Raw genomic sequence first — 20894 nt, forward strand, 5'->3', positions numbered from 1 at the left:
GGAATCAGACGGCCTTGTATGCCGTGAGCTCGGCCGCGAGGTCGGCGTTCACCCTCGCGGTGACGCGCGTCCCCTCGCTGACGTGCTCGCTCGCGAGGATCTCGCCCTCCTCGTGGAGTCGGCTGACGAGATCACCCCGGTTGTAGGGCAGGAGCACGTCGACGCTGATGTCGGGCTGCGGCAGCTCATCGGCGATGAGCCGCACCAGGGCATCCATGCCCTCGCCGGTACGCGCGGAGACCGCCACGACGTGCTTCTCGTTGCGCAGGAGCCGGTCGACGACTTCGGGGTCGGCGATGTCGGCCTTGTTGACGACGATGACCTCCTTGACGTCGGTCGCGTCGACGTCGGCGAGGACCGCGCGCACGGCCGAGATCTGTCCCTCGGGGTCGGGGTGCGAGCCGTCGACGACGTGGAGCAGCAGGTCGGACTCGGCCACCTCCTCGAGCGTGGAACGGAAGGCCTCGACGAGCTGGTGTGGCAAGGCCCGCACGAACCCGACGGTGTCGGTGAAGGTGAACTCGCGACCGTCCGGAGTCTCGCCGCGGCGCACGGTGGGGTCGAGCGTGGCGAACAGCTGGTTCTGCACGAGGACGCCAGCGCCGGTGAGCCGGTTGAGGATCGAGGACTTGCCGGCGTTCGTGTAGCCCGCGATCGCGACGCTCGGGATGCCGTTGGCGCGCCGCGACCCGCGCTTGGTGTCGCGGTGCGTCTTCATGCCGGCGATGTCGCGCTTGAGCTTGGCGATGCGGCTGTTGATGCGGCGCCGGTCGAGCTCGATCTTGGTCTCACCCGGACCACGCGAACCCATGCCCTGACCGCCAGCGGCCTGACCACCGGCCTGCCGGGACATCGACTCACCCCAACCGCGCAGACGCGGCAGGAGGTACTGCAACTGCGCCAGCTCGACCTGCGCCTTGCCCTCCCGGGACTTGGCGTGCTGGGCGAAGATGTCGAGGATCAGCGCGGTCCGGTCGATGACCTTGACCTTGACGACGTCCTCGAGGGCACGCCGCTGGGATGGTGCCAGCTCGCTGTCGGCGATGACGGTGTCCGCGCCCTCGCTGATGACGATGTCGCGCAGCTCCTCGGCCTTGCCCTTGCCCAAATAGGTTGCGGTGTCGGGCTTCTGGCGTCGCTGGATGACGCCCTCGAGGACCTCGGCGCCTGCGGTCTCGGCCAGGGCGGCGAGCTCACGCAACGAGTTCTCGGCGTCGACGAGGGTGCCCTCGGACCAGACGCTGGCGAGGACGACGCGCTCGAGTCGCAGTTGCCGGTATTCGACCTCGGTGACGTCCTCGAGCTCGGTCGAGAGTCCCGCGACGCGACGCAGCGCCGCGCGCTCCTCGCGCTCGAGCTGGTCGCCGTCGTAGAGCGCCGAGGGTCGGGTGCCGTCCTCGTCGCCGTCGAGCAGGTAGCCGTCGTCGTCGTAGGCGTCGTCGGAGAGCGCCTCGGCCTGGCCGGAGAAGATGTCGTGTCGTGCAGTCATGTTCCCTCTAGGGTCTCACCTATGACCGACACGGGGCGAACGGATTCCGGAGACCACTACTTCACCGCCCGCCCCGCCACACCCGATGAGCGCCGCCCCCTCGACGTCACCCTGGCCGGCCGTCGCGTCACCGTCGAGGTCGCGCCGGGCATCTTCAGCCCCGGCGGCCTCGACAAGGGCACGGCGATCCTGTTCGACGAGGTCCCAGATCCCCCGCCGTCGGGTCGTTTCCTCGATGTCGGCTGCGGCTGGGGCCCGATCGCGCTGACGCTCGGGCTGCTCTCCGAGCACGCGGAGGTTCTCGGCGTCGACGTCAACGAACGCAGCGTCGATCTCACGAACCGCAACGCCGCCGCCCTCGGACTCGGCCACGTGCGCGCGGTGACGCCGGACGCGGTCGGCGACGACACGGCATACGACCTCATCTGGTCCAACCCGCCCATTCGCATTGGCAAGGCGGCCCTGCACGACTTGCTGCGCACCTGGTTGCCGCGACTCGCGCCGGGCGGCGAGGCCTACCTCGTGGTCCAGAAAAACCTCGGGTCCGACAGTCTCCAGCGCTGGATCGAATCAGATCTGGGTATGCCGTGTGCCCGCTTTGCGACGAACAAGGGCTTTCGCGTCCTCCACGTGACCCACCCCTAGCCTCGCGTACCTGAGCGGTCCCGGTTTGGGCCCGCTGGGGCACACGAGGCCGGGTTTCAGAGGGTGCTGAGGTCGATCACGCCGTCGGCGACGAGGGCGGCGGGACCCGCGAGCTCGACCTCGTGGTTGAGCAGGCCGCGCACCCGCAGGCGCCCGCCGAGGACGTCGACCGTCCAGTCCTGCGTCGGCTCGTCGTGGCCGGCCCAGAAGCTCGTCGCGAGCGCGGCAGCACACACACCGGTGCCGCAGGACCGCGTCTCACCGACGCCCCGCTCGTGGACGCGCATGGCGATGTGACCGTCGCCGAGCACCCGAACGAACTCGACGTTCGTGCCGCGCGGCGGGACGGGACGCACCTGAGGAGCGTGGAAGAGGTCGAGCGCCGCCAGGTCCACTGATTCGGGCAGCGCCACGACCGTGTGCGGATTGCCCATGTCGACGGACAGCGCCGACCAGGGCTCATCGTCGACACCGTCCGAGCGCAACTGCACGAGAGCGTCGAACCCGTCCGCCTCGGCGGTCGAGGGCTCAGCGAGCCGCCAGGGGCCCATGTTCGTCGCGACGAGGTCTCCCTCGAAGCGGATGCCCTTGATGCCCCCGCGCGTGGCGATGGCGAACTCGTCATCCGTCTCGAGGCCCTCGCGCCGCAGATAGGTCGCGAACACGCGCGTGCCGTTGCCGCACATCTCGGCGACGGACCCGTCGGCATTGCGGTAGTCCATGAACCACGCGGCCCGATCCGCCTGCGCGCGCACGAACTCGTCGTCCGAGGACGCAGTCGGCACGACGCGGATGACGCCGTCGCCGCCGATGCCGGCGTGGCGGTCGGCGAGTCGACGCACGAGCTCCTCGCCGAGGTCGAGGCGGGCATCGACGTCGGGCAGCAGGACGAAGTCGTTCTCGGTCCCGTGGCCCTTGGTGAAGCGCCACTCCCGGGGTTCGCGCGTCTGCGTCATGTCAGCCATTGTCCGTGATGGCGCGTTGGACGTGGGCCACCGCCGCCCCGACTCCGTCGGCCGAGCTCGAATCGAACCACGTGATGCGAGGATCCGGCCGGAACCACGACTCCTGACGGCGCGCGTAGCGCCGGGTCAGTTGGGCCGTCTCGGCCTGTGCCTCCTCGGCCGTCATCGTGCCGTCGATCTCGGCGAGCGCCTGGGCGTAGCCCAACGCTCGTGACGCCGTGCGCCCGCGCCGGATCCCCTGCGGCACAAGGCGCTTCACTTCCTCGATCAGGCCATCTGTCCACATCTGGACGACCCGTGCATCGATCCGCTCGTCGAGGAGGTCACGCGGTGGCCGCAGGCCGACCATGACCGTCGGGTGCAGGTGGCGGCGCTCGGGCATCGTCGCGCTGAAGGGGCGACCGGTGATCTCGATGACCTCGAGCGCACGCACGAGGCGACGCACGTTGTGGCGACCGATCGCTTGAGCTGCGTCGGGATCGCGAGCCAGCAGCCCGGCATACGTGGCTTCTGCGCCGTTCTCCTCCGCCTCGGCCTCGAGGCGTGCCCGAACGTCCGGATCGGTGGGCGGGATCTCGAGGTGGTCGAGGGCCGCCCGGACATAGAGCCCCGAGCCGCCCGCGACGATGGGGTGGAGTCCGCGGGCGCGGATGTCATCGATGTCGGCGCGCGCCTCGACCTGGTAGCGCGCAATCGTCGCCTCGTCGGTGACGTCGAGGACGTCGATCTGGTGGTGCGGGATCCCGCGGCGCTCGGCCAACGGCAGCTTGGCGGTGCCGATGTCCATGCCGCGATAGAGCTGCATCGCGTCGGCGCTGACGATCTCGCCACCGACGGCCTCGGCGAGGCGCAGCGCCAGCTCGGATTTGCCGCTGGCGGTCGGTCCGACAACCGCAATGACGACCGGGTCGTCAGCGGGCAACGTCATCCTTGGCGCGGTCCTCGACGTGACCACCCTCGGCGATCAACTCATCGTCGTAGTCGTCCTCGTCGACGTCGTCATGTCCGAACGGGTCTCGGTCCTGGCCGGGCATCCACGTGAGACCGGGGGTGCCCCAGTCGTTGGCCTTGACCGCCTTCTTGGCCTTGCGCGCCCACTTGCCCTGGAGCCGGTCGACGTAGAGGAAGCCGTTGAGGTGGTCGTACTCGTGCTGGAACATGCGCGCGAACCAGCCGGTCGCGGTGTAGGAGATCTCGTTGCCGTCGAGGTCGAGCCCCGTCAGGGTGGCCGTCTCGCCGCGACGCAGCGGGAAGGACTCCCCCGGCACCGAGAGGCAGCCCTCGGACTCGTCGTGGGGGTCGGGGTCCCCGGCCAGGGGCTTGCTCGCCGTCACGAACGGGTTGATGACGACGCCGCGCGGCGGGATGCCGTCCCGGTTGTCCATCTGCCACGTGAAGATCCGCAGACCGACGCCCACCTGCGGGGCGGCCAGGCCGACACCGCGCGCGGCGTCCATCGTTTCGTACATGTCGGCGACGAGCTCACGAATGCCGTCGTCGATGACCTCGACGGGTACGGCGCGACGGTGGAGCACCGGTTCGCCGGTGATGGTGATGGGACGAATCGTCATGGGGTCATTGTCGCAAAGATCGCAGGTTGGTCGGACCCTGCCATGGCTTCGGGGCGATCCGTGAGGCAGAGTGGGGAGTGTCCCGATCCCCGAGAAGTGAGGAGCGACCATGAGCATGTTCGACAAGGCCAAGGACCTGGCGGGCGAGCACGCCGACAAGGTGGAGGGCCTGAGTGATCAGGGCCTCGAGAAGGCTGGCGAGTTCGCCGAGAGCAAGGGCATCGACGCCGACAAGGTCGAACAGGGCAAGGACTTCCTGGACGACAAGATCGGCGAGTGACGTCCCACTGACGGCCGAGAAGGCCCCGACCACCGTGCGTGGTCGGGGCCTTCTGCTGTCCGGGGCGATCGCTGCCAGAGCAAGGGAAACGGGTCCTGAGCAAGGGAACAGTTCCCTTGCTCAGGACCCGTTTAGCGGGGAACCCGTAAAAAGTGAGGCGGGTGGGGTGAAAAGCCGAGCGGGTATGCCGGTCAGGCGCCGCAGGCGGGTGCGCTCATCGGGGCCGTGGCCGGCTTGCCGATCGACGGCATGCCGAGGCTGACCGCGGGCTTGCCCGGCACGGGGGCGTCCTGCAACGCCTCCCACGCGTCACCACCACGGGTGCGGCGGACGGCATACGTTCCGCCGTCGAGGGCACTGTCCGCGACGAGGTGGTGCGGCGCACCGTAGGTGACGTCCACGCTGACCATGTCACCCGGACGCGGAACGTCACCGCCTTCGGGGAGGGAGAAGTGGACGAGCCGGTTGTCGCGGGCGCGACCGCTCATGCGTGCGGTCTCGGCGTCCTTGCGCCCCTCGAACGGGGCGACAAGAACCTCCACCGTCGTCCCCTCAAGGGCGCGGTTCTCAGCCCAAGACACCTTGTCCTGGAGGGCGACGAGCCGCTCGAAGCGCTCCTGCACGACCGCCTTGGGGATCTGGTCCTCCATCGTCGCCGCGGGGGTGCCGGGACGGATGGAGTACTGGAAGGTGAAGGCGCTCGAGAAGCGCGACGCCTCGACGACGCGCAGCGTCTCGGCGAAGTCCTCCTCGGTCTCGCCCGGGAACCCGACGATGAGGTCGGTCGTGATCGCGGCGTCGGGGATCTGCTCGCGGACGCGGTCGATGATCCCGAGGAACTTCTCGTTGCGGTAGGAGCGACGCATCGCCTTGAGGACTCGGTCCGAGCCGGACTGGAGCGGCATGTGCAGGCTCGGCATGACGTTCGGCGTCTCGGCCATCACGGTGATGACGTCGTCGGTGAACGCCGCGGGGTGCGGACTCGTGAACCGGACCCGCTCCAGGCCCTCGATCTCGCCACAGGCCCGCAGCAGCTTGCCGAACGCGAGGCGGTCGCCGAACTCGACGCCGTAGGTGTTGACGTTCTGACCGAGCAGCGTGATCTCGACGACGCCCTGGTCGACAAGCGCCTGAATCTCGGCGAGGATCTCGCCCGGCCGGCGGTCGGTCTCCTTGCCGCGCAGGCTCGGCACGATGCAGAACGTGCACGTGTTGTTGCAGCCGACGGAGATCGAGACCCACGCGGCATACGCGGAGTCACGACGGGTCGGAAGGGTCGACGGGAAGGTCTCGAGCGACTCGAGGATCTCGACCTCGGCGCGCTTGTTGTGCCGGGCCCGGTCGAGCAGCGCCGGCAGGCTGCCGATGTTGTGCGTGCCGAAGACGACATCGACCCACGGGGCCTTCTGGACGATCGTCGCGCGGTCCTTCTGCGCCATGCAGCCACCGACGGCGATCTGCATGTCGGGGTTGCGGGTCTTGGCGGGACGCAGCTGGCCCAGGTTGCCGTAGAGCTTGTTGTCGGCGTTCTCGCGCACCGCGCACGTGTTGAAGACGACGACGTCAGCCGTCTCGGGGCGATTGGTGGCCGGCAGGCTCGCGAGGTCGACATAGCCCGCCGTCTCGAGCAGGCCCGCGAGGCGCTCGGAGTCGTGGACGTTCATCTGGCAGCCGTGCGTGCGCACGTCGTAGGTCTTCAGATCACTCATGGCACCGTCAAGGGTACGTCCTGGACGACGCGCAGTCAGACGCCCCAGAGTGCGGCGACATGGCGCGCGTCGGTGCCGCAGCAGCCACCGACGACGTCGAGTCGAGGCAGCCGGGCAGCGAGCTGCTCGTGCGTCGTCACGAGGTCGTCGAGGTCCCCCTCGTCGAGCTCTTCGGCTGCGTCGAGCTCGGCGTGCGACTGGCGTGAGGCGTTGACCCTCAACCCGGTGACCCGAGCAGCCCAGCTGTCGTCGTCGCGCAGGGCCTCCGCGATGTGGCTCGGGTGGGCGCAGTTGATGAGGAAGCCATCTGGTGCGGCGTTGGCCCACAACTCCTCGGCGGCGTCCGCGAGAGTCGTACCGTCCGGCAGTCGCCCGTCGGTCTCGACGGTGAATGCCACCCCCACCCGGACACCGACGTTGCGAGCCGCACTGACGATTCCGATGGCCTCGGGCACGGTGGTGAGCGTGTAGGCCGTGATGCGCTCCAGTCCGCCCTCGGCGAAGGCTGCGATCTGCATCCGGTGGTACTCCGCGAACTCGTTTGCGGTGGCACGTTCACCCGCGACGTAGCCATCACCCCGGGGCCCGATGGTGCCCGACAACTCCACCTCTCCCGAGGGCTCGAGGAACTCGACGAGCCCGGCAAGGTGAACGGCACTGTCGATGTTGATCCGGCGCACATCGTCGCGGGATCCACCCAGGGACGTGACCCAGTCGGGGTTCGCGCGCCACGTCGGCGTCTCGAGCAGTAGGTTCGCACCGGCGCGGTCGGCGATCCGCGCATAACCGGCGTAGTAGGCACTCAGGAGGGCCCGACCGTCGGTGCTGTCGAGCAGCGGATAGGCGGCAAACCCCGGCAGGTCCAGACCGTGATGGAAGATCAGGTCCGTTTCGAGCCCACCGTCGGTGACCCACCGCGGCCCGGATGGCTCCGTTGCCGAATCAGGTGCCCGCACGACCGCATCGACGTCTGTCATCTCGGACCGACCTCCCTGTTGCGGTTCGGAGTGCATCCAGCGTGTTCTCGGTCGCCCCCGGCGACCAGACCCGAGGTGCCCAGATCCGCTAGTGCTCGGGGGTCATTTCCATGCGGTCACCGCAATAGTTGACACGACAATCAATCTCTGTCACCGTCTTACTTGAAACAACAACTACTCCCCCGAAGGACACACCATGGGCCTGTTCAACCGCTCCAAGAAGACCGTCACCCCCGCCGCCGTCGCCCCGACCGCGACCATCGCCACCGAGCCGACGTCGAGCTTCGTCTCCGACATCTCCGGCGACTACGCCCTCGACGCCAGCCACAGCCGCCTCGGCTTCTCGGCCCGCCACGCGATGGTCACCAAGGTCCGCGGCAACTTCGAGGAGTTCGAGGGCACGGCCCACGTCGACACCACGACCCCGGCCAACTCGACGGTCAACGTCACCATCCAGGCCGGCTCTGTCACGACCGGCAACGAGCAGCGCGACGGCCACCTCAAGACCCCGGACTTCTTCGACATCGAGAACCACCCGACGATCACCTTCACCTCCACGAACGTGGTGCGCGACGGTTCCGAGTGGGCCATCACCGGCGACCTCACCATCAACGGTGTCACCAAGCCGGTGACGATCGACTTCGAGGAGACGGGCTCGGCCAAGGACCCCTACGGCAACACCCGCATCGGCTTCGAGGGCTCGACCACGATCGACCGGACCGACTGGAACCTGAACTTCAACGCCGCCCTCGAGACCGGTGGCGTTCTCGTCAGCGAGAAGGTCAAGGTCGAGTTCGACATCTCCGCGATCGCCCAGGTCCCGGCTGCCGTCTGATCCGAGCATCGGCCAGGAGCAACCCGAAGGGCGTGGACCATCCGGTCCACGCCCTTCGGCATGTGCGCCTCCCTCGGCCGCTGCCGGATCAGTCGCGCTGGTGCTCGAGAGCGTCGGCGAGGGCCTCACGGATGACGCGCATCGACACCTCGGACGGGTAGCCCTTGCGCGCGAGCATCCCGGCGAGGCGGCGCATCTGGACGGTGCGGTCGAGGCCGTGGAGGCGTCGGAGTCGCTTCTCGACGAGCTCGCGAGCCCGGTCCTCCTCGTCCGCCGGGTCGACGTCGTCGAGGACGATCTCGGCGACCTCGTCGGACACGCCCTTCTGGCGGAGGTTCTGCGCCAGTGCGCGCCGCGCCAGACCACGTCCCGCCTGCTGCGACCGAACGAGCATGCCGGCGTAGGCCTCGTCGTCGACGAGGCCAACCTCTTCCATCCGGTCGAGGACCGCCGCCGCGACGTCCGGATCGCAGTCCCGCTTGGCCAGAGCCTGTTCGAGCTGAGCCCGAGACTTCGGTGAGTTGGTCAGCTGCCGCAGCACGATCTGCCGTGCGACGTCGTGGGCGTCGGGCTCGACGCCCACGACCGCCGTGTCCGGGGGCGGCGGAACGGGCGTGGCGCCGCGGCGGGAACGACCCTGCCGCTGACCACCTCCGGGCGATCCCCGCCGTGAGGAGCGCCCGCTCGCCACCGGGTCCGACTGCCGCTCCACAACGGCGCGCAGCTCCTCCGTGGACGGGGTCGCCCCCGCCGCCCACTCGGGCGGCGGGGACGATGCGTCAGCGAATCCCACTGTGACAGAACCGATCTCGCGAGTTCAGTCGATCGAATCGACTCAGAAGTCGACCGGGACCTCGGGGACGACCTCGAGCGGAGTGTCGACCCGCGGGCCGACCCCGAGCTTCTCCTTGACCTTCTTCTCGATCTCGTCGGCGAGGTCCGGGTTGTCCTTGAGGAACGTGCGAGCGTTCTCCTTGCCCTGACCGAGCTGGTCCCCCTCGTAGGTGTACCAAGCGCCGGCCTTGCGGACGAAGCCGTGCTCGACACCCATGTCGATGAGGCCACCCTCTCGGGAGATGCCCTGCCCGTAGAGGATGTCGAACTCGGCCTGCTTGAACGGCGGGGAGACCTTGTTCTTGACGACCTTGACGCGGGTGCGGTTGCCGACCGGGTCGGTGCCGTCCTTGAGCGTCTCGATGCGGCGGACGTCGAGCCGGACGGAGGCGTAGAACTTCAGCGCCTTGCCACCGGTGGTCGTCTCGGGCGAGCCGAACATGACGCCGATCTTCTCGCGGAGTTGGTTGATGAAGATCGCCGTCGTCCCGGTGTTGCTCAGGGCGCCGGTGATCTTGCGCAGCGCCTGGCTCATGAGGCGAGCCTGGAGACCGACGTGGCTGTCGCCCATCTCGCCCTCGATCTCGGCGCGGGGCACGAGTGCGGCGACGGAGTCGATGACGATGATGTCGAGGGCGCCGGAGCGGATGAGCATGTCGGCGATCTCGAGCGCCTGCTCACCGGTGTCGGGCTGGGACACGAGCAGGTTGTCGGTGTCGACACCGAGCTTGCGTGCGTACTCCGGGTCGAGCGCGTGCTCGGCGTCGATGAAGGCCGCGATGCCGCCGGCCTTCTGCGCGTTGGCGACGGCGTGCAGGGCGACGGTCGTCTTGCCCGAGCTCTCGGGGCCGTAGATCTCGACGACGCGGCCGCGGGGCAGACCGCCGATGCCGAGGGCGACGTCCAGGGAGATCGACCCGGTGGGGATGACCTCGATGGGCGGACGCACGTCGTCGCCGAGGCGCATGACCGCGCCCTTGCCGTGCTGCTTCTCGATCTGGCCGAGGACCATGTCCAGGGACTTGCCACGGTCGTTCGTGTTCTTGACGGCTGGTGCAGCCATTGTCGCCACCTGCTCTTCCTGTGTCGTTCGATGTGCGCGCCCGCCGGCGACCCATGCTCGCGGTCGGTCTCGTCGCGATCTCGGGTCAGACGCTAGGTCGTCGCACCGACAGCCGTCTGCAGCTGCCGTGAGTCTGTGGACAAGCGCTGCCGGATCGGCGACCTGTGGACAACAGTAGACGAACACGTGTTCGACGCCGGAAGCGACGCGCCGACACGCCGAGACGGGTTTCGCGGTGGCCGCGAAACCCTCAGCTGACGGGCTTCTCGCGCTACCCGCGCCGCATCGACACGTGCGGAATGCCGTCCTCCACGAAGCCGCGACCCGACACCTCGAACCCGAACCCGGCATACCAGTCGACGAGGTGCGCCTGCGCGTCGAGGACGACGGGCCGCTCCCCCGCGAGGCCGAGGGCAACCCGAACGAGCTCGGCACCCACCCCGGCACCACGAGCCCCTCGCGCCGTCGCCACCCGCCCGATCCGCATCGCCTCACCGTCGTCGAGGAGGCGCAGCGTCGCCACCGGATCACCGACCTCCCCCTCCGCCCAGACGTGCCACGTACCGTCCTCGACGTCACGACCGTCGAGGTCGAGATAGGGGCAGTCCTGCTCGACGACGAACACGTCCGAGCGCAGCGCCCACAACCGATAGGCCACGAGCGGGTCGAGGTCGGCGAACCGGGCGTGCCGGATGTCTTGCGTCGAGGGAGCCACGCCGCCACCCTAGGCACCCCGACCGCCCACGCCACCAACTGGCAGACTCCTGCGCCGTGACGATCATCGCGGCAGCAGACGGCTCAGCACTGGGCAACCCCGGACCGGCAGGGTGGGCCTGGTACGCGGACGACGACCACTGGGCCGCCGGCGGCTGGCCGTACGGCACGAACAACCAGGGCGAGCTGACCGCCGTCCTCGACCTGCTCGAGCAGACCGCGGACATCGACGACGACCTCGTCATCTATTGCGACAGTACCTACGTCATCAAGTCGATCACCCAGTGGATGCCGGGCTGGAAGCGCAAGGGCTGGAAGAAGGGCGACGGCAAGCCGGTCATGAACCTCGAGATCATGCAGGCCCTCGACCGCGCCATGACCGGTCGCCGGGTCCGCTTCGAGTGGGTCAAGGGACACTCCGGTCACGAGCTCAACGAGAAGGCGGACCGGCTCGCGAACGGCGCGGCGACGGCATACCAGGAAGGTCGGGAACCGGACCACGGGCCCGGGTGGGCCGGCAACGCTCCCGGCACCGTCGCGGCCCGACCCGCTCCGGCGCAACCGGCCCCGGAACCCGATCTCTTCAGCGAACTCGACGCGCAGCCCAGCGACGAGGAGCAGGTCATCGCCCTCGAGCGCGCGCTGCTCAGCGACGACGTGCGCAGCGACCCGGCCGCGGTCGCCGCGATGCTCCACCCCCAGTGGACCGAGGTCGGTCGCTCCGGACGGCTCTGGACCCGCGAGGAGATCCTCGACGAGATCGCTCCCCTCGAGGAGCCTGTCACCCTTGACGTCCTTGCCTGTATGCCGGCCGCCCCCGACACGATGTTGCTCACCTGGCGCTCGGTGACGGACTCGGGCTCGACGCTGCGCTCCTCAGTGTGGGTTCGGACCAACGGCAACTGGCAGCAGCTCTTCCACCAGGGGACCGCGGAGGCCTGACGCGCTCCGGGACGCACCGACTCAAAGACGTGACGAGAGGTGGTCGACGATCGCGACGGCCGGCCCCGAGCGGGCCGCGAGGTGGCCCGTGCCCGCCCAGAGGTGGACGAGGTCGGGCTGCCCAGTGGCCTTGCCATGGGCGCGCAGCGGCGCAGTGAGGAAGTGCACCTGCGGATAGGCCGCCGGGGCGACCTCGGTGAAGACCTCGGTCCATGACGTCACGAGCGCGCGGGCGCTGCGCCCGGTGAACGCCCGCGTCACCACGGTGTCGGTGCGCTGGGTCAGTTCGTGGCGGTGCACGTCTGCGGTGCCGGCCTCGTCGGCACGGAGAAACGCCGTGCCGCACGCCACCGCGTGGGCACCGGCAGCGACGAGCCCGGCCACGTGGGCGGGATCGGCCACTCCACCCGCGGCGATGACGGGCAGGGACGTGAGCTCCCGGACACTGTGCAGGAGCAAGCGTGTCGGTGCCTGGTGGAGGCCCGTGTCGACGGGACCGCCACGGTGCCCGCCGGCCTCCCATCCCTGCGCCACGATTCCGTCGACGCCGAGCTCGTCGGCCCAGGCGGTCTCACTCGCGTCGTTGACGGTGACCCACACCTCGATGCCCGCAGCGCGCAACCGGTCGACGACGTCGGCGGGCGGCCAGGCGAAGGCGAACGACACGACCGCCGGCCGCTCGCTCACGACCACCTCGATCTTGGCGTCGAACGAGTCGTCCCCGTGGATGGGCTCACCCAGCGTCACTCCTGCCTTGTCGGCAAGCGGCTGGAGGCGCGTCGCGTACTCGAGGACGCGCGCGGCACTGCCCGGCTCATAGGGACTCGGAGCAAAGAGGTTCACACCGAAGGGCGCGGCCCCGGCAGCCGAACGCAACAGGACGATGTCGTCACGCAACCGATCGGGCGTGAGATAGGCACCGGCGAGGAAGGCAAAACCTCCCGCGGACGTGACCGCCGCCGCGAGCGCGACCGTGCTGGGTCCCCCGGCCATGGGCGCGAGGACGACGCGACGGTCGAGGACGGTCATGCGCGCCGGTGCGCCGCGCGCTTGTGGGCGTCGTCGCGGCCGAGTCGGCGTTCGATCGGCACGTCCATGTCGTCACACAGAGCGAGCCACACCAGCCGTGGGTGCTCGCCCGCGTCGAGGGCCTGGAGCACGGTGCGGCCGCCGAGGACCTCGAGCACGTGATCGCGCGCGAGGGTGGACGCGTAGGTCTCGCCGAACTCGTCGTTCATCAGCGTCCAGAAGTGGCTGATCCGCATGCCGCGGAGTCTGTCACACGCCCCCGACGGGCCTCTCCGTCCGTGCCCCTGCGGGAGGGGACACGCCTCGCACTGCGTTCCCGCGCATTCCTTTGTAGGGTCATCGTCATGCCGGAACCCACGGAGCCCGACCCGCGTCGGGATGTCGTCCTCGATGCGACGACGCTCAAGGCGCTGACCCACCCCCTGCGCCCCCGCATCCTCAGCGCCCTTCGGCTCCACGGGCCGGCAACCGCCTCGAGTCTGGCCGCCCACCTGGGCGTCAACACCGGAGCCACGAGCTACCATGTCCGCCAACTCGCCGAGGCAGGGTTCGTCGTCGAGGCCACCGAGCTCGGCAACGCCCGCGACCGTTGGTGGCGCGCGGCCCACGCGCGGACCCTCTTCGACACCCATGACGCGGACCAGGAGACGTCGGCGGCCTATCTGTCTGCCGTCGCGGCCGGCTATGCCGAGAACGCCCAGCGCGCCATCGCCGAGATCGCCACCCTCCCGCCCGAGTGGGAGGACGCGGGGACCTTCAGCAACTTCACGCTGCGGCTCACGCCGGAGGAGACGACGACCCTCATGGGTGAGATCACGGCCGTCATTCGCGGCTACCGGTCGCACCAGGGCGCGCAGGACGCTCCCGACACCGCCCGCCCGGTGTCGGTCAATCTCGAGGTCTTCCTCGCCCCCGGGATGTCCTCGGAGTGAGCTCGTCCACGCGCCCGAGTCGGCGCAGTCTGTACGGCATGCTCGTGGCCTCGAGCGTGTCCGTCGTGGGCACCCGTGTGTCGACGATCGCCCTCCCGTTCCTCGTGTACTCGGAGACCGATTCGGCCGCGATGACCGGTCTCGTGCTCACCGCCGAGATGGCGCCCTATGTCGTGTCGAAGGCGCTCGGTGGACCGCTCATCGATCGCCGCGGACCGCGCCTCATCAGCGTCGTGGGAGACCTCCTGAGCGGGGCCTTCCTCGTGCTCATCCCGATCCTGTATGCCGTGGGGCAGCTCGACCTTCCGGAGCGCCTTCCGCTGTTGCTCGGCCTCGTGGGCCTCGCCGGCGCCTTCCGCGGACCGGGTGACGGGGCCCGCAACGCGATGATCCCGGCCGTGTCGGACGCGACCGGGATGGCGGTCGAGCGACTCACCGGACTCGACAGCACGGTGGACCGCGCGAGCCGGCTCCTCGGCGCGGGCATCGGCGGTTTCCTCGTCGCCGGATTCGGTGCCGCACCGACCGTGGCGATCACGGCCGCAACCGCCTTCCTCAGCGCCCTGGTGGTCGCCCTCTTCATCCCGCCGGTCGTCCTCGGCAGCAGTGACGAGACCGGCTCCTACCTGAGCCAGTTGCGGACCGGAGCGAACTTCCTCCGCCAGGACCGGCTCCTGCGGTCGATCCTCGCCATGATCACGGTGACGAACCTGCTCGAAGCGGCCTACATCGGCGTCATGCTGCCCGTGTGGGCGCTGCGCAACGGCTACGACGCGAGCCTCGTCGGGCTCCTCGGTGTGCTCTATGGCGGCTCGGCCGTCCTGTCGAGCCTGGTCGCCACGTCCATGGCCGGGCGGTTCAGCCGACGCGTGGCTTTCCTCCTCGGGTGCACCCTCACGGGAGCGCCGCGCTACCTCGCGCTCGCCCTGGGTGCCCCGCTGTGGCTCATCGTGGCGTCCAACGTCGTGGCCGGACTCGGGTCCGGATTCGTCAACCCGACGATCAACGCCCTCTTCTTCGAGCGGGTCCCGCGCCACATCATCGGTCGGGTCGGGTCGCTCGCCGACGCGCTCGCCTGGGCGGGCCTGCCCATCGGCGGTGTCGTCGGCGGAGCCGCGGTGACGGCGATCGGGGTCTCACCGGCTCTCGGTGTGGCCGGTGCGGCCTACCTCATGTCGACCACGGTGCCTGGCCTGCGGCCCGAGTGGCGCGAGATGGATCGAGTCAGGACGCCTGTCAGTCGCAGGTGAGAGGCTTGCCCCCTCATGACGGCTGACGTTCTCGACCGCTTCTCCCCTGCCACCGCGGCGTGGTTCCGGGACTCCTTCAGTGCGCCGACCGACGCCCAGGCTGGCGCGTGGCAAGCCATCAGTTCGGGCCACCACGCCCTCGTCGTGGCCCCCACGGGGTCGGGCAAGACCCTGTCGGCCTTCCTCTGGGCACTCGACCGGCTCGCCGCCGAGCCGGTCCCGGAGGAGAAGCTCAAACGGTGCCGTGTCCTCTATGTCTCACCGATGAAGGCCCTCGCCGTCGACGTCGAGCGCAACCTCCGCAGCCCTCTCGTCGGCATCGGCCACGCGGCCACCCGGCTGGGTCTGCCCACGCCCGACATCACCGTCTCGGTGCGCAGCGGAGACACCCCGGCGGGCGAGCGACGCGCGTTCGCCCGAACCCCGAGCGACATCCTCATCACGACCCCGGAGTCGCTGTTCCTCCTCCTCACGTCCCAGGCCCGGGAGGCGTTGCGCGGCGTCGAGACGGTCATCCTCGACGAAGTGCACGCCGTGGCGGGCACCAAGCGCGGCGCCCACCTCGCCCTGTCGCTCGAGCGGCTGGACGCCCTCCTCGACACCCCGGCGCAGCGCATCGGACTATCGGCCACCGTCGAGCCGGTCGACGAGGTGGCCCGCTACCTTGCCGGCGGCCGACCGGTCGACATCGTCCGGCCGCCGTCGACCAAGCAGTGGGATCTCGACGTCGTCGTCCCGATCGCCGACATGTCCTCACTCGGAGAGGTGATCGAGGACGACCTCAGTGGTCCCGCAGCCGGTGCCGAACGCCGGGCCTCCATCTGGCCGCACGTCGAGGAGCGGATCGTCGATCTGGTTGCGGCACACCGGTCGACGCTCGTCTTCGCCAACTCCCGACGTCTCGCTGAGCGCCTCACGGCCCGGCTCAACGAGATCTGGGACGAGCGATTGGAGGCCGCCGCGGCCAGCGTCTTCGACGTGGTCGACGGCGGAGGCGACGAGGTTTCGGAGGCGGGCGGACGGCATACCGGATCGGTTCGGACGCCCGCCCAGGTCATGGCGCAGTCGGGCGCATCGGCGGGGGCACCGCCCGTCCTGGCCCGGGCGCACCACGGTTCGGTGAGCAAGGAGCATCGCCAGCTCATCGAGGAGGACCTCAAGGCCGGACGGCTCCCCGCGGTCGTCGCGACGAGCAGTCTCGAACTCGGCATCGACATGGGTGCGGTCGACCTCGTCATCCAGGTCGAGTCGCCGCCGTCCGTCGCGAGCGGACTCCAACGGGTGGGCCGCGCCGGACACCAGGTCGGTGCCGTGTCGCAGGGCGTCCTCTTCCCGAAGTTCCGTGGCGACCTCGTGCAGACGGCGGTCGTCGTCGAGCGGATGCGGTCCGGTGCCATCGAATCGCTTCGTGTCCCGGCCAACCCCGTCGACGTCCTCGCCCAGCAGATCGTCGCGATGACCGCCCTCGACGAGTGGACCGTCGACGAGGTCGAGCAAGTGATCCGTCGGGCGGCACCCTTCGCCTCGCTCCCCCGATCGATCCTCGAGTCGGTGCTCGACATGCTGTCCGGGCGCTACCCGAGTGACGAGTTCGCGGAGCTGCGCCCCCGCATCGTCTGGGACCGCATCGGCGGCGTCCTCTCCGGCCGACCCGGCGCCCAACGCCTGGCCGTCACCTCCGGTGGCACCATCCCGGACCGCGGTCTGTATGCCGTGTTCCTCGCCTCCGGTGAGGGCACCGGTCGGAGGGTCGGTGAGCTCGACGAGGAGATGGTCTACGAATCGCGGGTGGGCGACGTCTTCACCCTCGGCACCTCGACCTGGCGAATCGAGGACATCACCCACGACCGCGTGCTCGTGACGCCCGCACCGGGTCAACCCGGGCGGCTCCCGTTCTGGAAGGGCGACCAGCTGGGTCGGCCGGCCGAACTCGGTCGAGCCGTCGGCGCCTTCGTGCGCGAGGTCGCCGGTGCGACGCCGGAGCGCGCTCGAGAGCGGGTCACGGCCGCCGGGCTCGACGAGTGGGCGACCGACAACCTGCTCGCCTACCTCGACGAGCAGCGCACGGCCACGGGCCACGTCCCGGACGACCGCACCATCGTCATCGAACGGTTCAGGGACGAGATTGGCGACTGGCGGGTCGCTGTCCACAGTCCGTTCGGCGGTCAGGTCCACGCTCCGTGGGCGCTGTGCGTCTCGGCCCGCATGCGCGAACGGTTCGGGGTCGACGTCCAGGCGATGCACGGCGACGACGGCATCGTCTTCCGACTCCCCGACCTCGAGTTCGACGGTGAGGGCTCGTCCGGGCGCGGAGCCTCGGCCGAGCTGCTCGACCTCGTCCGCCTCGACCCCGACGACGTGCACGACCTCGTCACGGGAGAGATCGGCGGTTCGGCACTGTTCGCGGCCCGTTTCCGAGAGTGCGCCTCACGTGCCCTGCTGCTGCCGCGGCGGCGTCCCGACCGGCGCCAACCTCTGTGGCAACAGCGGCAACGCGCCGCCCAACTGCTCGAGGTGGCGAGCCAGTACGCCTCCTTCCCCATCGTCCTCGAGACGGTGCGGGAGTGCGTCCAGGACGTCTTCGACGTCCCCGGTCTCACGGCGCTGATGTCCTCGATCGCCTCGCGCGAGGTGACCCTCGTCGACGTCGAATCGGTGCAGCCGTCACCCTTCGCCCGATCGCTCATGTTCGGCTACGTCGCCCAGTTCCTCTACGAGGGCGACTCGCCGCTCGCCGAGAAGCGCGCAGCCGCCCTGTCCCTCGACCCCACCCTGCTCGCCGAGCTCCTCGGCCGGGGCGAGGGCCTGTCCCTGCGTGACCTCCTCGACCCCGAGGCGATCGCCCGGACCGAGGCCGAGATCCAGCGCCTGGCCGAGGACCGGCGGTGTCGCCACGCCGAGGACGTCGCCGACCTGCTGCGCACCCTCGGTCCGCTCTCCCTTGTCGAGATCGAGCGGCGCACCCGCGATGACGCCACCACCCGCGACGTCGGTTCGTGGCTCGTCGATCTCGAGGGTGCCCGGCGGGTCATCCGGGTGCGCATCGCCGGCGAGGAACGGTGGGCGGCGATCGAGGACGCCTCACGGCTGCGTGACGCCCTGGGCGTGTCCCTGCCCGTCGGTGTGCCGCAGGCGTTCCTTGAGCCTGTTTCGGATCCGCTGGGCGACCTCGTCGCCCGCTACGCGCGCACCCATGGACCGTTCCCGGCGCACGCCGTGGCCCAGTGGTGGGGCGTCGGCCCGGCGGTGGCTCTCGACGCGCTGCGCCGACTCGCCGCCGCCGGACGCGTCGTCGAGGGCGAGTTGCTCCCGACCGAGAGCGGCGGAGGGCAGCACGGCCTCGACCACTGTGACGCCGAGGTGCTCCGGACGCTGCGCCGCCGATCGCTCGCGGCGCTGCGAGCCGAGGTCGAGCCCGTGGCCGCCGTCGAGCTCGCGAGGTTCCTGCCGTCGTGGCAGTCGGTCGGTGGTGGTCTGCGTGGCCGCGACGGTCTCCTCCGCGTCATCGAGCAACTCGCAGGTGCCGTGCTGCCGGCAAGCTCCCTCGAGAGTCTTGTCCTGCCGGCCCGGGTCGTCGACTACTCCCCCGCTCTCCTCGACGAGCTCATGAGTGTCGGCGAGGTCGTCTGGCGCGGCCACGGCTCCCTGCCGGGTGACGACGGGTGGATCTCCCTGCATCTCGCCGAGACGGCCGACGTCACGATGGCTCCGCCGGACACCGCCGAACTCGGGGACCGCGCCCGAGCGCTCCTCGAGATCCTGTCGCGGGGCGGTGCCTACTTCTTCCGCGCCCTCGCCGACCAGGTCGAGGGGGCCGATGCCGAGATCGTCGACGACCTCTGGTCCCTCGTGTGGTCCGGTCACGTCGCGGGTGACACGTTCGCGCCCGTGCGAGCCCTCCTCGCGGGCGGACGGACCGCACACAAGCGGTCCGCGAGCGGACCACGAACGTCCCGGTATGCCGGCCGCCCCGGTTCCCTGGGCACGCTCGGTGGTCGTCGGGGTGCCTCACGCCCGTCGGCCGTCGCCCGGCAGGCACCGGCCGTCGTCGCGGGTCGATGGTCTCTCCTGCCAGAGGTCGAGTCGGACGCGACGATCCGTGGCCTCGCTGCGGCGGAGGTCCTCCAGGACCGCTACGGCGTGCTGACGCGTGGCAGCGTCGTCGCCGAGGACATCCCGGGAGGCTTCGCAGCTGTCTATCGCGTGCTCGCGGCCGCCGAGGAGTCCGGTCGGGTGCGGCGCGGCTACTTCGTCGAGTCCCTCGGTGCCGCTCAGTTCGCGACCACCGGTGCGATCGACCGGATCCGGGCCCATGCCCGCCAGCCCGGGGCGAGCCTTGACGGCAGCCAGCCGGCGCTGGTCCTGGCCGCGACCGATCCCGCCAACGCCTACGGTGCTGCCCTCCCCTGGCCCGATCGCCCCGTGGCCGACGGCGAGAGCGATGACGCGGGCGGCAATGCGTCTCCCGGGCGACGGGGTCACCAGCCGGCCCGCAAGGCAGGCGCCCTCGTCGTCCTCGTCGACGGCGACCTCATCCTCTATGTCGAGCGCGGCGGCAAGACACTCCTGTCGTGGACCGACGACCCGGCACGACTCCAGGCGGCCGCCGACGCGCTCGCCCTCGCCGTCCGCGAGGGTGCACTCGGACGACTCACGGTCGAGAAGGCCGACGGCGGCGCGATCCTCGGGTCGGGCCATCCGCTCGTCGACGCCCTCGCGCGGGCCGGCTTCCATGCCACCCCGCGCGGGCTGCGCCTGCGGCGCTGAGACGAGGGAACGATGCCCGAAGGCGACACCGTGTGGCGCACGGCCGACCGACTGCACCGCGCCCTCCGTGGCGGGACGGTGACGGTCAGCGATCTGCGCTTTCCCGAGGTGGCCACCGTCGACGTGCAGGGCAGCGTGACGACCGAGGTCGTGAGTGTGGGCAAGCACCTGCTGCATCGTCTCGACTGCGGACGGACGATCCACTCGCACCTGCGCATGGAGGGCCAGTGGCGGTTGGAGCGCCCCGCGGACGCTGCCCGCTGGCTCCGCCGAGCCGATCTGCGCGCTGCCGTCGGGACAACCGACTGGATCGCGCTCGGGCTCCGGCTGGGACAGCTCGACGTCCTCCCCACGGCACGCGAGCACGAGGTCGTGGGCCACCTCGGACCCGATGTGCTCGGTCCGACCTGGGATGCCGCGGAGGCCACCCGTCGCCTCTCGGCGTCCGATGCCCCCATCGGCGCCGCCTTGCTCGACCAGACGCTCCTTGCGGGGGTCGGGACGCTGTGGGCGGCCGAATCCCTCTTCCTCGAACGCCTCGGCCCATGGACCCCGGCAGACCAGCTCGACCCGAAGGCTGTCGCGGACCTCGTCACCCGGATCCACCGACTCATGGACCACGCCCGGAAGGTGGGAGTGCAGTCGAGCACCGGTTCGCGACGGCGCGGCGACGAGGTTCACGTCCATGCCCGGTCGGGTCTGCCCTGCCGTCGTTGCGGTGGACCGGTGAGGGTGTCTGCCATCGGGCCGGCCGGCCGCGAACGCTCGATGTTCTATTGCCCCACCTGTCAGGGCGGACGGGCACCGCATGACGACGGACACGCCCAACGACCTCTGGGCGCGTCACGCAGCGGCCGCCGCGTTCGGACCGGACCCTGACCGGTGTGGCTCG

General features: G+C 70.2%; 18 protein-coding genes and 1 pseudogene. 8 read left to right on the forward strand and 11 right to left on the reverse strand.

All coding sequences use genetic code 11. The annotated features are described in order from the left end of the window. Positions 1-4: 4 nt before the first annotated feature. The gene (gene hflX, locus N803_RS00765) at positions 5-1489 is read right to left on the reverse strand and encodes a GTPase HflX (RefSeq protein WP_035901757.1); all 1485 of its coding nucleotides are present in this window, start codon (positions 1487-1489) and stop codon (positions 5-7) included. Positions 1490-1510: 21 nt separating this feature from the next. On the opposite strand from hflX, the gene N803_RS00770 reads away from it, so the two are divergent. Beyond that, positions 1511-2134: a class I SAM-dependent methyltransferase gene (locus N803_RS00770; RefSeq protein WP_035901759.1), complete on the forward strand. Its 624-nt coding sequence runs from the start codon at positions 1511-1513 to the stop codon at positions 2132-2134. Positions 2135-2190: 56 nt separating this feature from the next. On the opposite strand, the gene dapF is transcribed toward N803_RS00770, so the two are convergent. From dapF to def, 3 genes are read right to left on the reverse strand one after another with little or no spacing between them, the layout of a single operon-like run. Continuing rightward, positions 2191-3099: a diaminopimelate epimerase gene (dapF, locus tag N803_RS00775; protein ID WP_052111561.1), complete on the reverse strand. Its 909-nt coding sequence runs from the start codon at positions 3097-3099 to the stop codon at positions 2191-2193. Then, positions 3092-4027: a tRNA (adenosine(37)-N6)-dimethylallyltransferase MiaA gene (gene miaA / locus N803_RS00780; protein ID WP_035901765.1), complete on the reverse strand. Its 936-nt coding sequence runs from the start codon at positions 4025-4027 to the stop codon at positions 3092-3094. Before miaA ends, dapF begins: the two co-directional genes overlap by 8 nt. After that, positions 4011-4670 (reverse strand): peptide deformylase, encoded by a 660-nt coding sequence (gene def / locus N803_RS00785; protein WP_035901768.1) that lies wholly within the window; start codon positions 4668-4670, stop codon positions 4011-4013. The genes miaA and def overlap by 17 nt, the downstream gene beginning before the upstream one ends. Before the next feature lie 109 nt (positions 4671-4779). On the opposite strand from def, the gene N803_RS17790 reads away from it, so the two are divergent. Further along, entirely contained in the window at positions 4780-4950 is a 171-nt protein-coding gene (locus N803_RS17790) for an antitoxin (RefSeq protein ID WP_084763890.1), read from the forward strand. A 191-nt stretch (positions 4951-5141) separates the two neighbouring features. Here N803_RS17790 and miaB read toward each other — a convergent pair whose 3' ends face one another. Together miaB and N803_RS00795 are read right to left on the reverse strand one after the other, a co-directional pair. After that, positions 5142-6659, reverse strand: coding sequence for a tRNA (N6-isopentenyl adenosine(37)-C2)-methylthiotransferase MiaB (gene miaB, locus N803_RS00790; protein WP_035901771.1), 1518 nt, complete (start codon positions 6657-6659; stop codon positions 5142-5144). Between the two features lie 35 nt (positions 6660-6694). Beyond that, the gene (locus N803_RS00795; RefSeq protein ID WP_084763891.1) at positions 6695-7636 is read right to left on the reverse strand and encodes a homocysteine S-methyltransferase family protein; all 942 of its coding nucleotides are present in this window, start codon (positions 7634-7636) and stop codon (positions 6695-6697) included. Between the two features lie 196 nt (positions 7637-7832). Here N803_RS00795 and N803_RS00800 point away from each other — a divergent pair, with 196 nt between their 5' ends. After that, positions 7833-8471, forward strand: a complete 639-nt coding sequence (locus N803_RS00800; protein WP_035901774.1) for a YceI family protein — start codon at positions 7833-7835, stop codon at positions 8469-8471. An 88-nt stretch (positions 8472-8559) separates the two neighbouring features. Here N803_RS00800 and N803_RS00805 read toward each other — a convergent pair whose 3' ends face one another. The 3 genes and pseudogenes from N803_RS00805 to N803_RS00815 all read right to left on the reverse strand — a co-directional run bounded on the left by N803_RS00805 (position 8560) and on the right by N803_RS00815 (position 11083). Beyond that, complete coding sequence (locus N803_RS00805) at positions 8560-9054, reverse strand: regulatory protein RecX (RefSeq protein ID WP_169743015.1); 495 nt, start codon at positions 9052-9054, stop codon at positions 8560-8562. A gap of 309 nt (positions 9055-9363) precedes the next feature. Beyond that, positions 9364-10368: pseudogene (gene recA, locus N803_RS00810) on the reverse strand (recombinase RecA); the annotation flags it as partial. 271 nt (positions 10369-10639) lie between these two features. Continuing rightward, positions 10640-11083, reverse strand: a complete 444-nt coding sequence (locus N803_RS00815) for a GNAT family N-acetyltransferase (RefSeq protein WP_052111563.1) — start codon at positions 11081-11083, stop codon at positions 10640-10642. A gap of 56 nt (positions 11084-11139) precedes the next feature. On the opposite strand from N803_RS00815, the gene N803_RS00820 reads away from it, so the two are divergent. Then, positions 11140-12024, forward strand: a complete 885-nt coding sequence (locus tag N803_RS00820) for an RNase H family protein (RefSeq protein WP_035901777.1) — start codon at positions 11140-11142, stop codon at positions 12022-12024. Positions 12025-12045: 21 nt separating this feature from the next. Here N803_RS00820 and N803_RS00825 read toward each other — a convergent pair whose 3' ends face one another. Both N803_RS00825 and N803_RS00830 read right to left on the reverse strand, forming a co-directional pair. Further along, a complete protein-coding gene (locus tag N803_RS00825) occupies positions 12046-13053 on the reverse strand; it encodes a nitronate monooxygenase (protein ID WP_035901779.1) in 1008 nt (335 codons plus the stop codon). Continuing rightward, positions 13050-13289: a DUF3046 domain-containing protein gene (locus N803_RS00830; protein ID WP_035901780.1), complete on the reverse strand. Its 240-nt coding sequence runs from the start codon at positions 13287-13289 to the stop codon at positions 13050-13052. The genes N803_RS00825 and N803_RS00830 overlap by 4 nt, the downstream gene beginning before the upstream one ends. 108 nt (positions 13290-13397) lie before the next feature. On the opposite strand from N803_RS00830, the gene N803_RS00835 reads away from it, so the two are divergent. From N803_RS00835 to N803_RS00850, 4 genes are read left to right on the forward strand one after another with little or no spacing between them, the layout of a single operon-like run. Beyond that, positions 13398-13985: a winged helix-turn-helix domain-containing protein gene (locus N803_RS00835; protein WP_035901782.1), complete on the forward strand. Its 588-nt coding sequence runs from the start codon at positions 13398-13400 to the stop codon at positions 13983-13985. Further along, positions 13982-15235 carry an MFS transporter gene (locus tag N803_RS00840; protein ID WP_084763892.1) on the forward strand — a complete coding sequence of 418 codons (1254 nt, stop codon included), beginning with the start codon at positions 13982-13984 and terminating at the stop codon, positions 15233-15235. The genes N803_RS00835 and N803_RS00840 overlap by 4 nt, the downstream gene beginning before the upstream one ends. A gap of 15 nt (positions 15236-15250) precedes the next feature. Beyond that, positions 15251-20002, forward strand: a complete 4752-nt coding sequence (locus N803_RS00845; protein ID WP_035901785.1) for an ATP-dependent helicase — start codon at positions 15251-15253, stop codon at positions 20000-20002. A gap of 12 nt (positions 20003-20014) precedes the next feature. Further along, positions 20015-20881, forward strand: coding sequence for an Fpg/Nei family DNA glycosylase (locus N803_RS00850; RefSeq protein WP_035901786.1), 867 nt, complete (start codon positions 20015-20017; stop codon positions 20879-20881). Positions 20882-20894: the final 13 nt, after the last annotated feature.

Origin of the sequence: Knoellia subterranea KCTC 19937 (assembly GCF_000768685.1) — a bacterium.
GTDB classification, from domain to species: domain Bacteria; phylum Actinomycetota; class Actinomycetes; order Actinomycetales; family Dermatophilaceae; genus Knoellia; species Knoellia subterranea.

Excerpts from the sequence above, each read along its gene's own strand:
- hflX (WP_035901757.1), bottom strand. The coding sequence starts at position 1,489 with ATGACTGCACGACACGACATCTTCTCCGGCCAGGCCGAGGCGCTCTCC.
- N803_RS00770 (WP_035901759.1), top strand. The coding sequence starts at position 1,511 with ATGACCGACACGGGGCGAACGGATTCCGGAGACCACTACTTCACCGCC.
- dapF (WP_052111561.1), bottom strand. The coding sequence starts at position 3,099 with ATGGCTGACATGACGCAGACGCGCGAACCCCGGGAGTGGCGCTTCACC.
- miaA (WP_035901765.1), bottom strand. The coding sequence starts at position 4,027 with ATGACGTTGCCCGCTGACGACCCGGTCGTCATTGCGGTTGTCGGACCG.
- def (WP_035901768.1), bottom strand. The coding sequence starts at position 4,670 with ATGACGATTCGTCCCATCACCATCACCGGCGAACCGGTGCTCCACCGT.
- N803_RS17790 (WP_084763890.1), top strand. The coding sequence starts at position 4,780 with ATGAGCATGTTCGACAAGGCCAAGGACCTGGCGGGCGAGCACGCCGAC.
- miaB (WP_035901771.1), bottom strand. The coding sequence starts at position 6,659 with ATGAGTGATCTGAAGACCTACGACGTGCGCACGCACGGCTGCCAGATG.
- N803_RS00795 (WP_084763891.1), bottom strand. The coding sequence starts at position 7,636 with ATGACAGACGTCGATGCGGTCGTGCGGGCACCTGATTCGGCAACGGAG.
- N803_RS00800 (WP_035901774.1), top strand. The coding sequence starts at position 7,833 with ATGGGCCTGTTCAACCGCTCCAAGAAGACCGTCACCCCCGCCGCCGTC.
- N803_RS00825 (WP_035901779.1), bottom strand. The coding sequence starts at position 13,053 with ATGACCGTCCTCGACCGTCGCGTCGTCCTCGCGCCCATGGCCGGGGGA.
- N803_RS00830 (WP_035901780.1), bottom strand. The coding sequence starts at position 13,289 with ATGCGGATCAGCCACTTCTGGACGCTGATGAACGACGAGTTCGGCGAG.
- N803_RS00835 (WP_035901782.1), top strand. The coding sequence starts at position 13,398 with ATGCCGGAACCCACGGAGCCCGACCCGCGTCGGGATGTCGTCCTCGAT.
- N803_RS00845 (WP_035901785.1), top strand. The coding sequence starts at position 15,251 with ATGACGGCTGACGTTCTCGACCGCTTCTCCCCTGCCACCGCGGCGTGG.
- N803_RS00850 (WP_035901786.1), top strand. The coding sequence starts at position 20,015 with ATGCCCGAAGGCGACACCGTGTGGCGCACGGCCGACCGACTGCACCGC.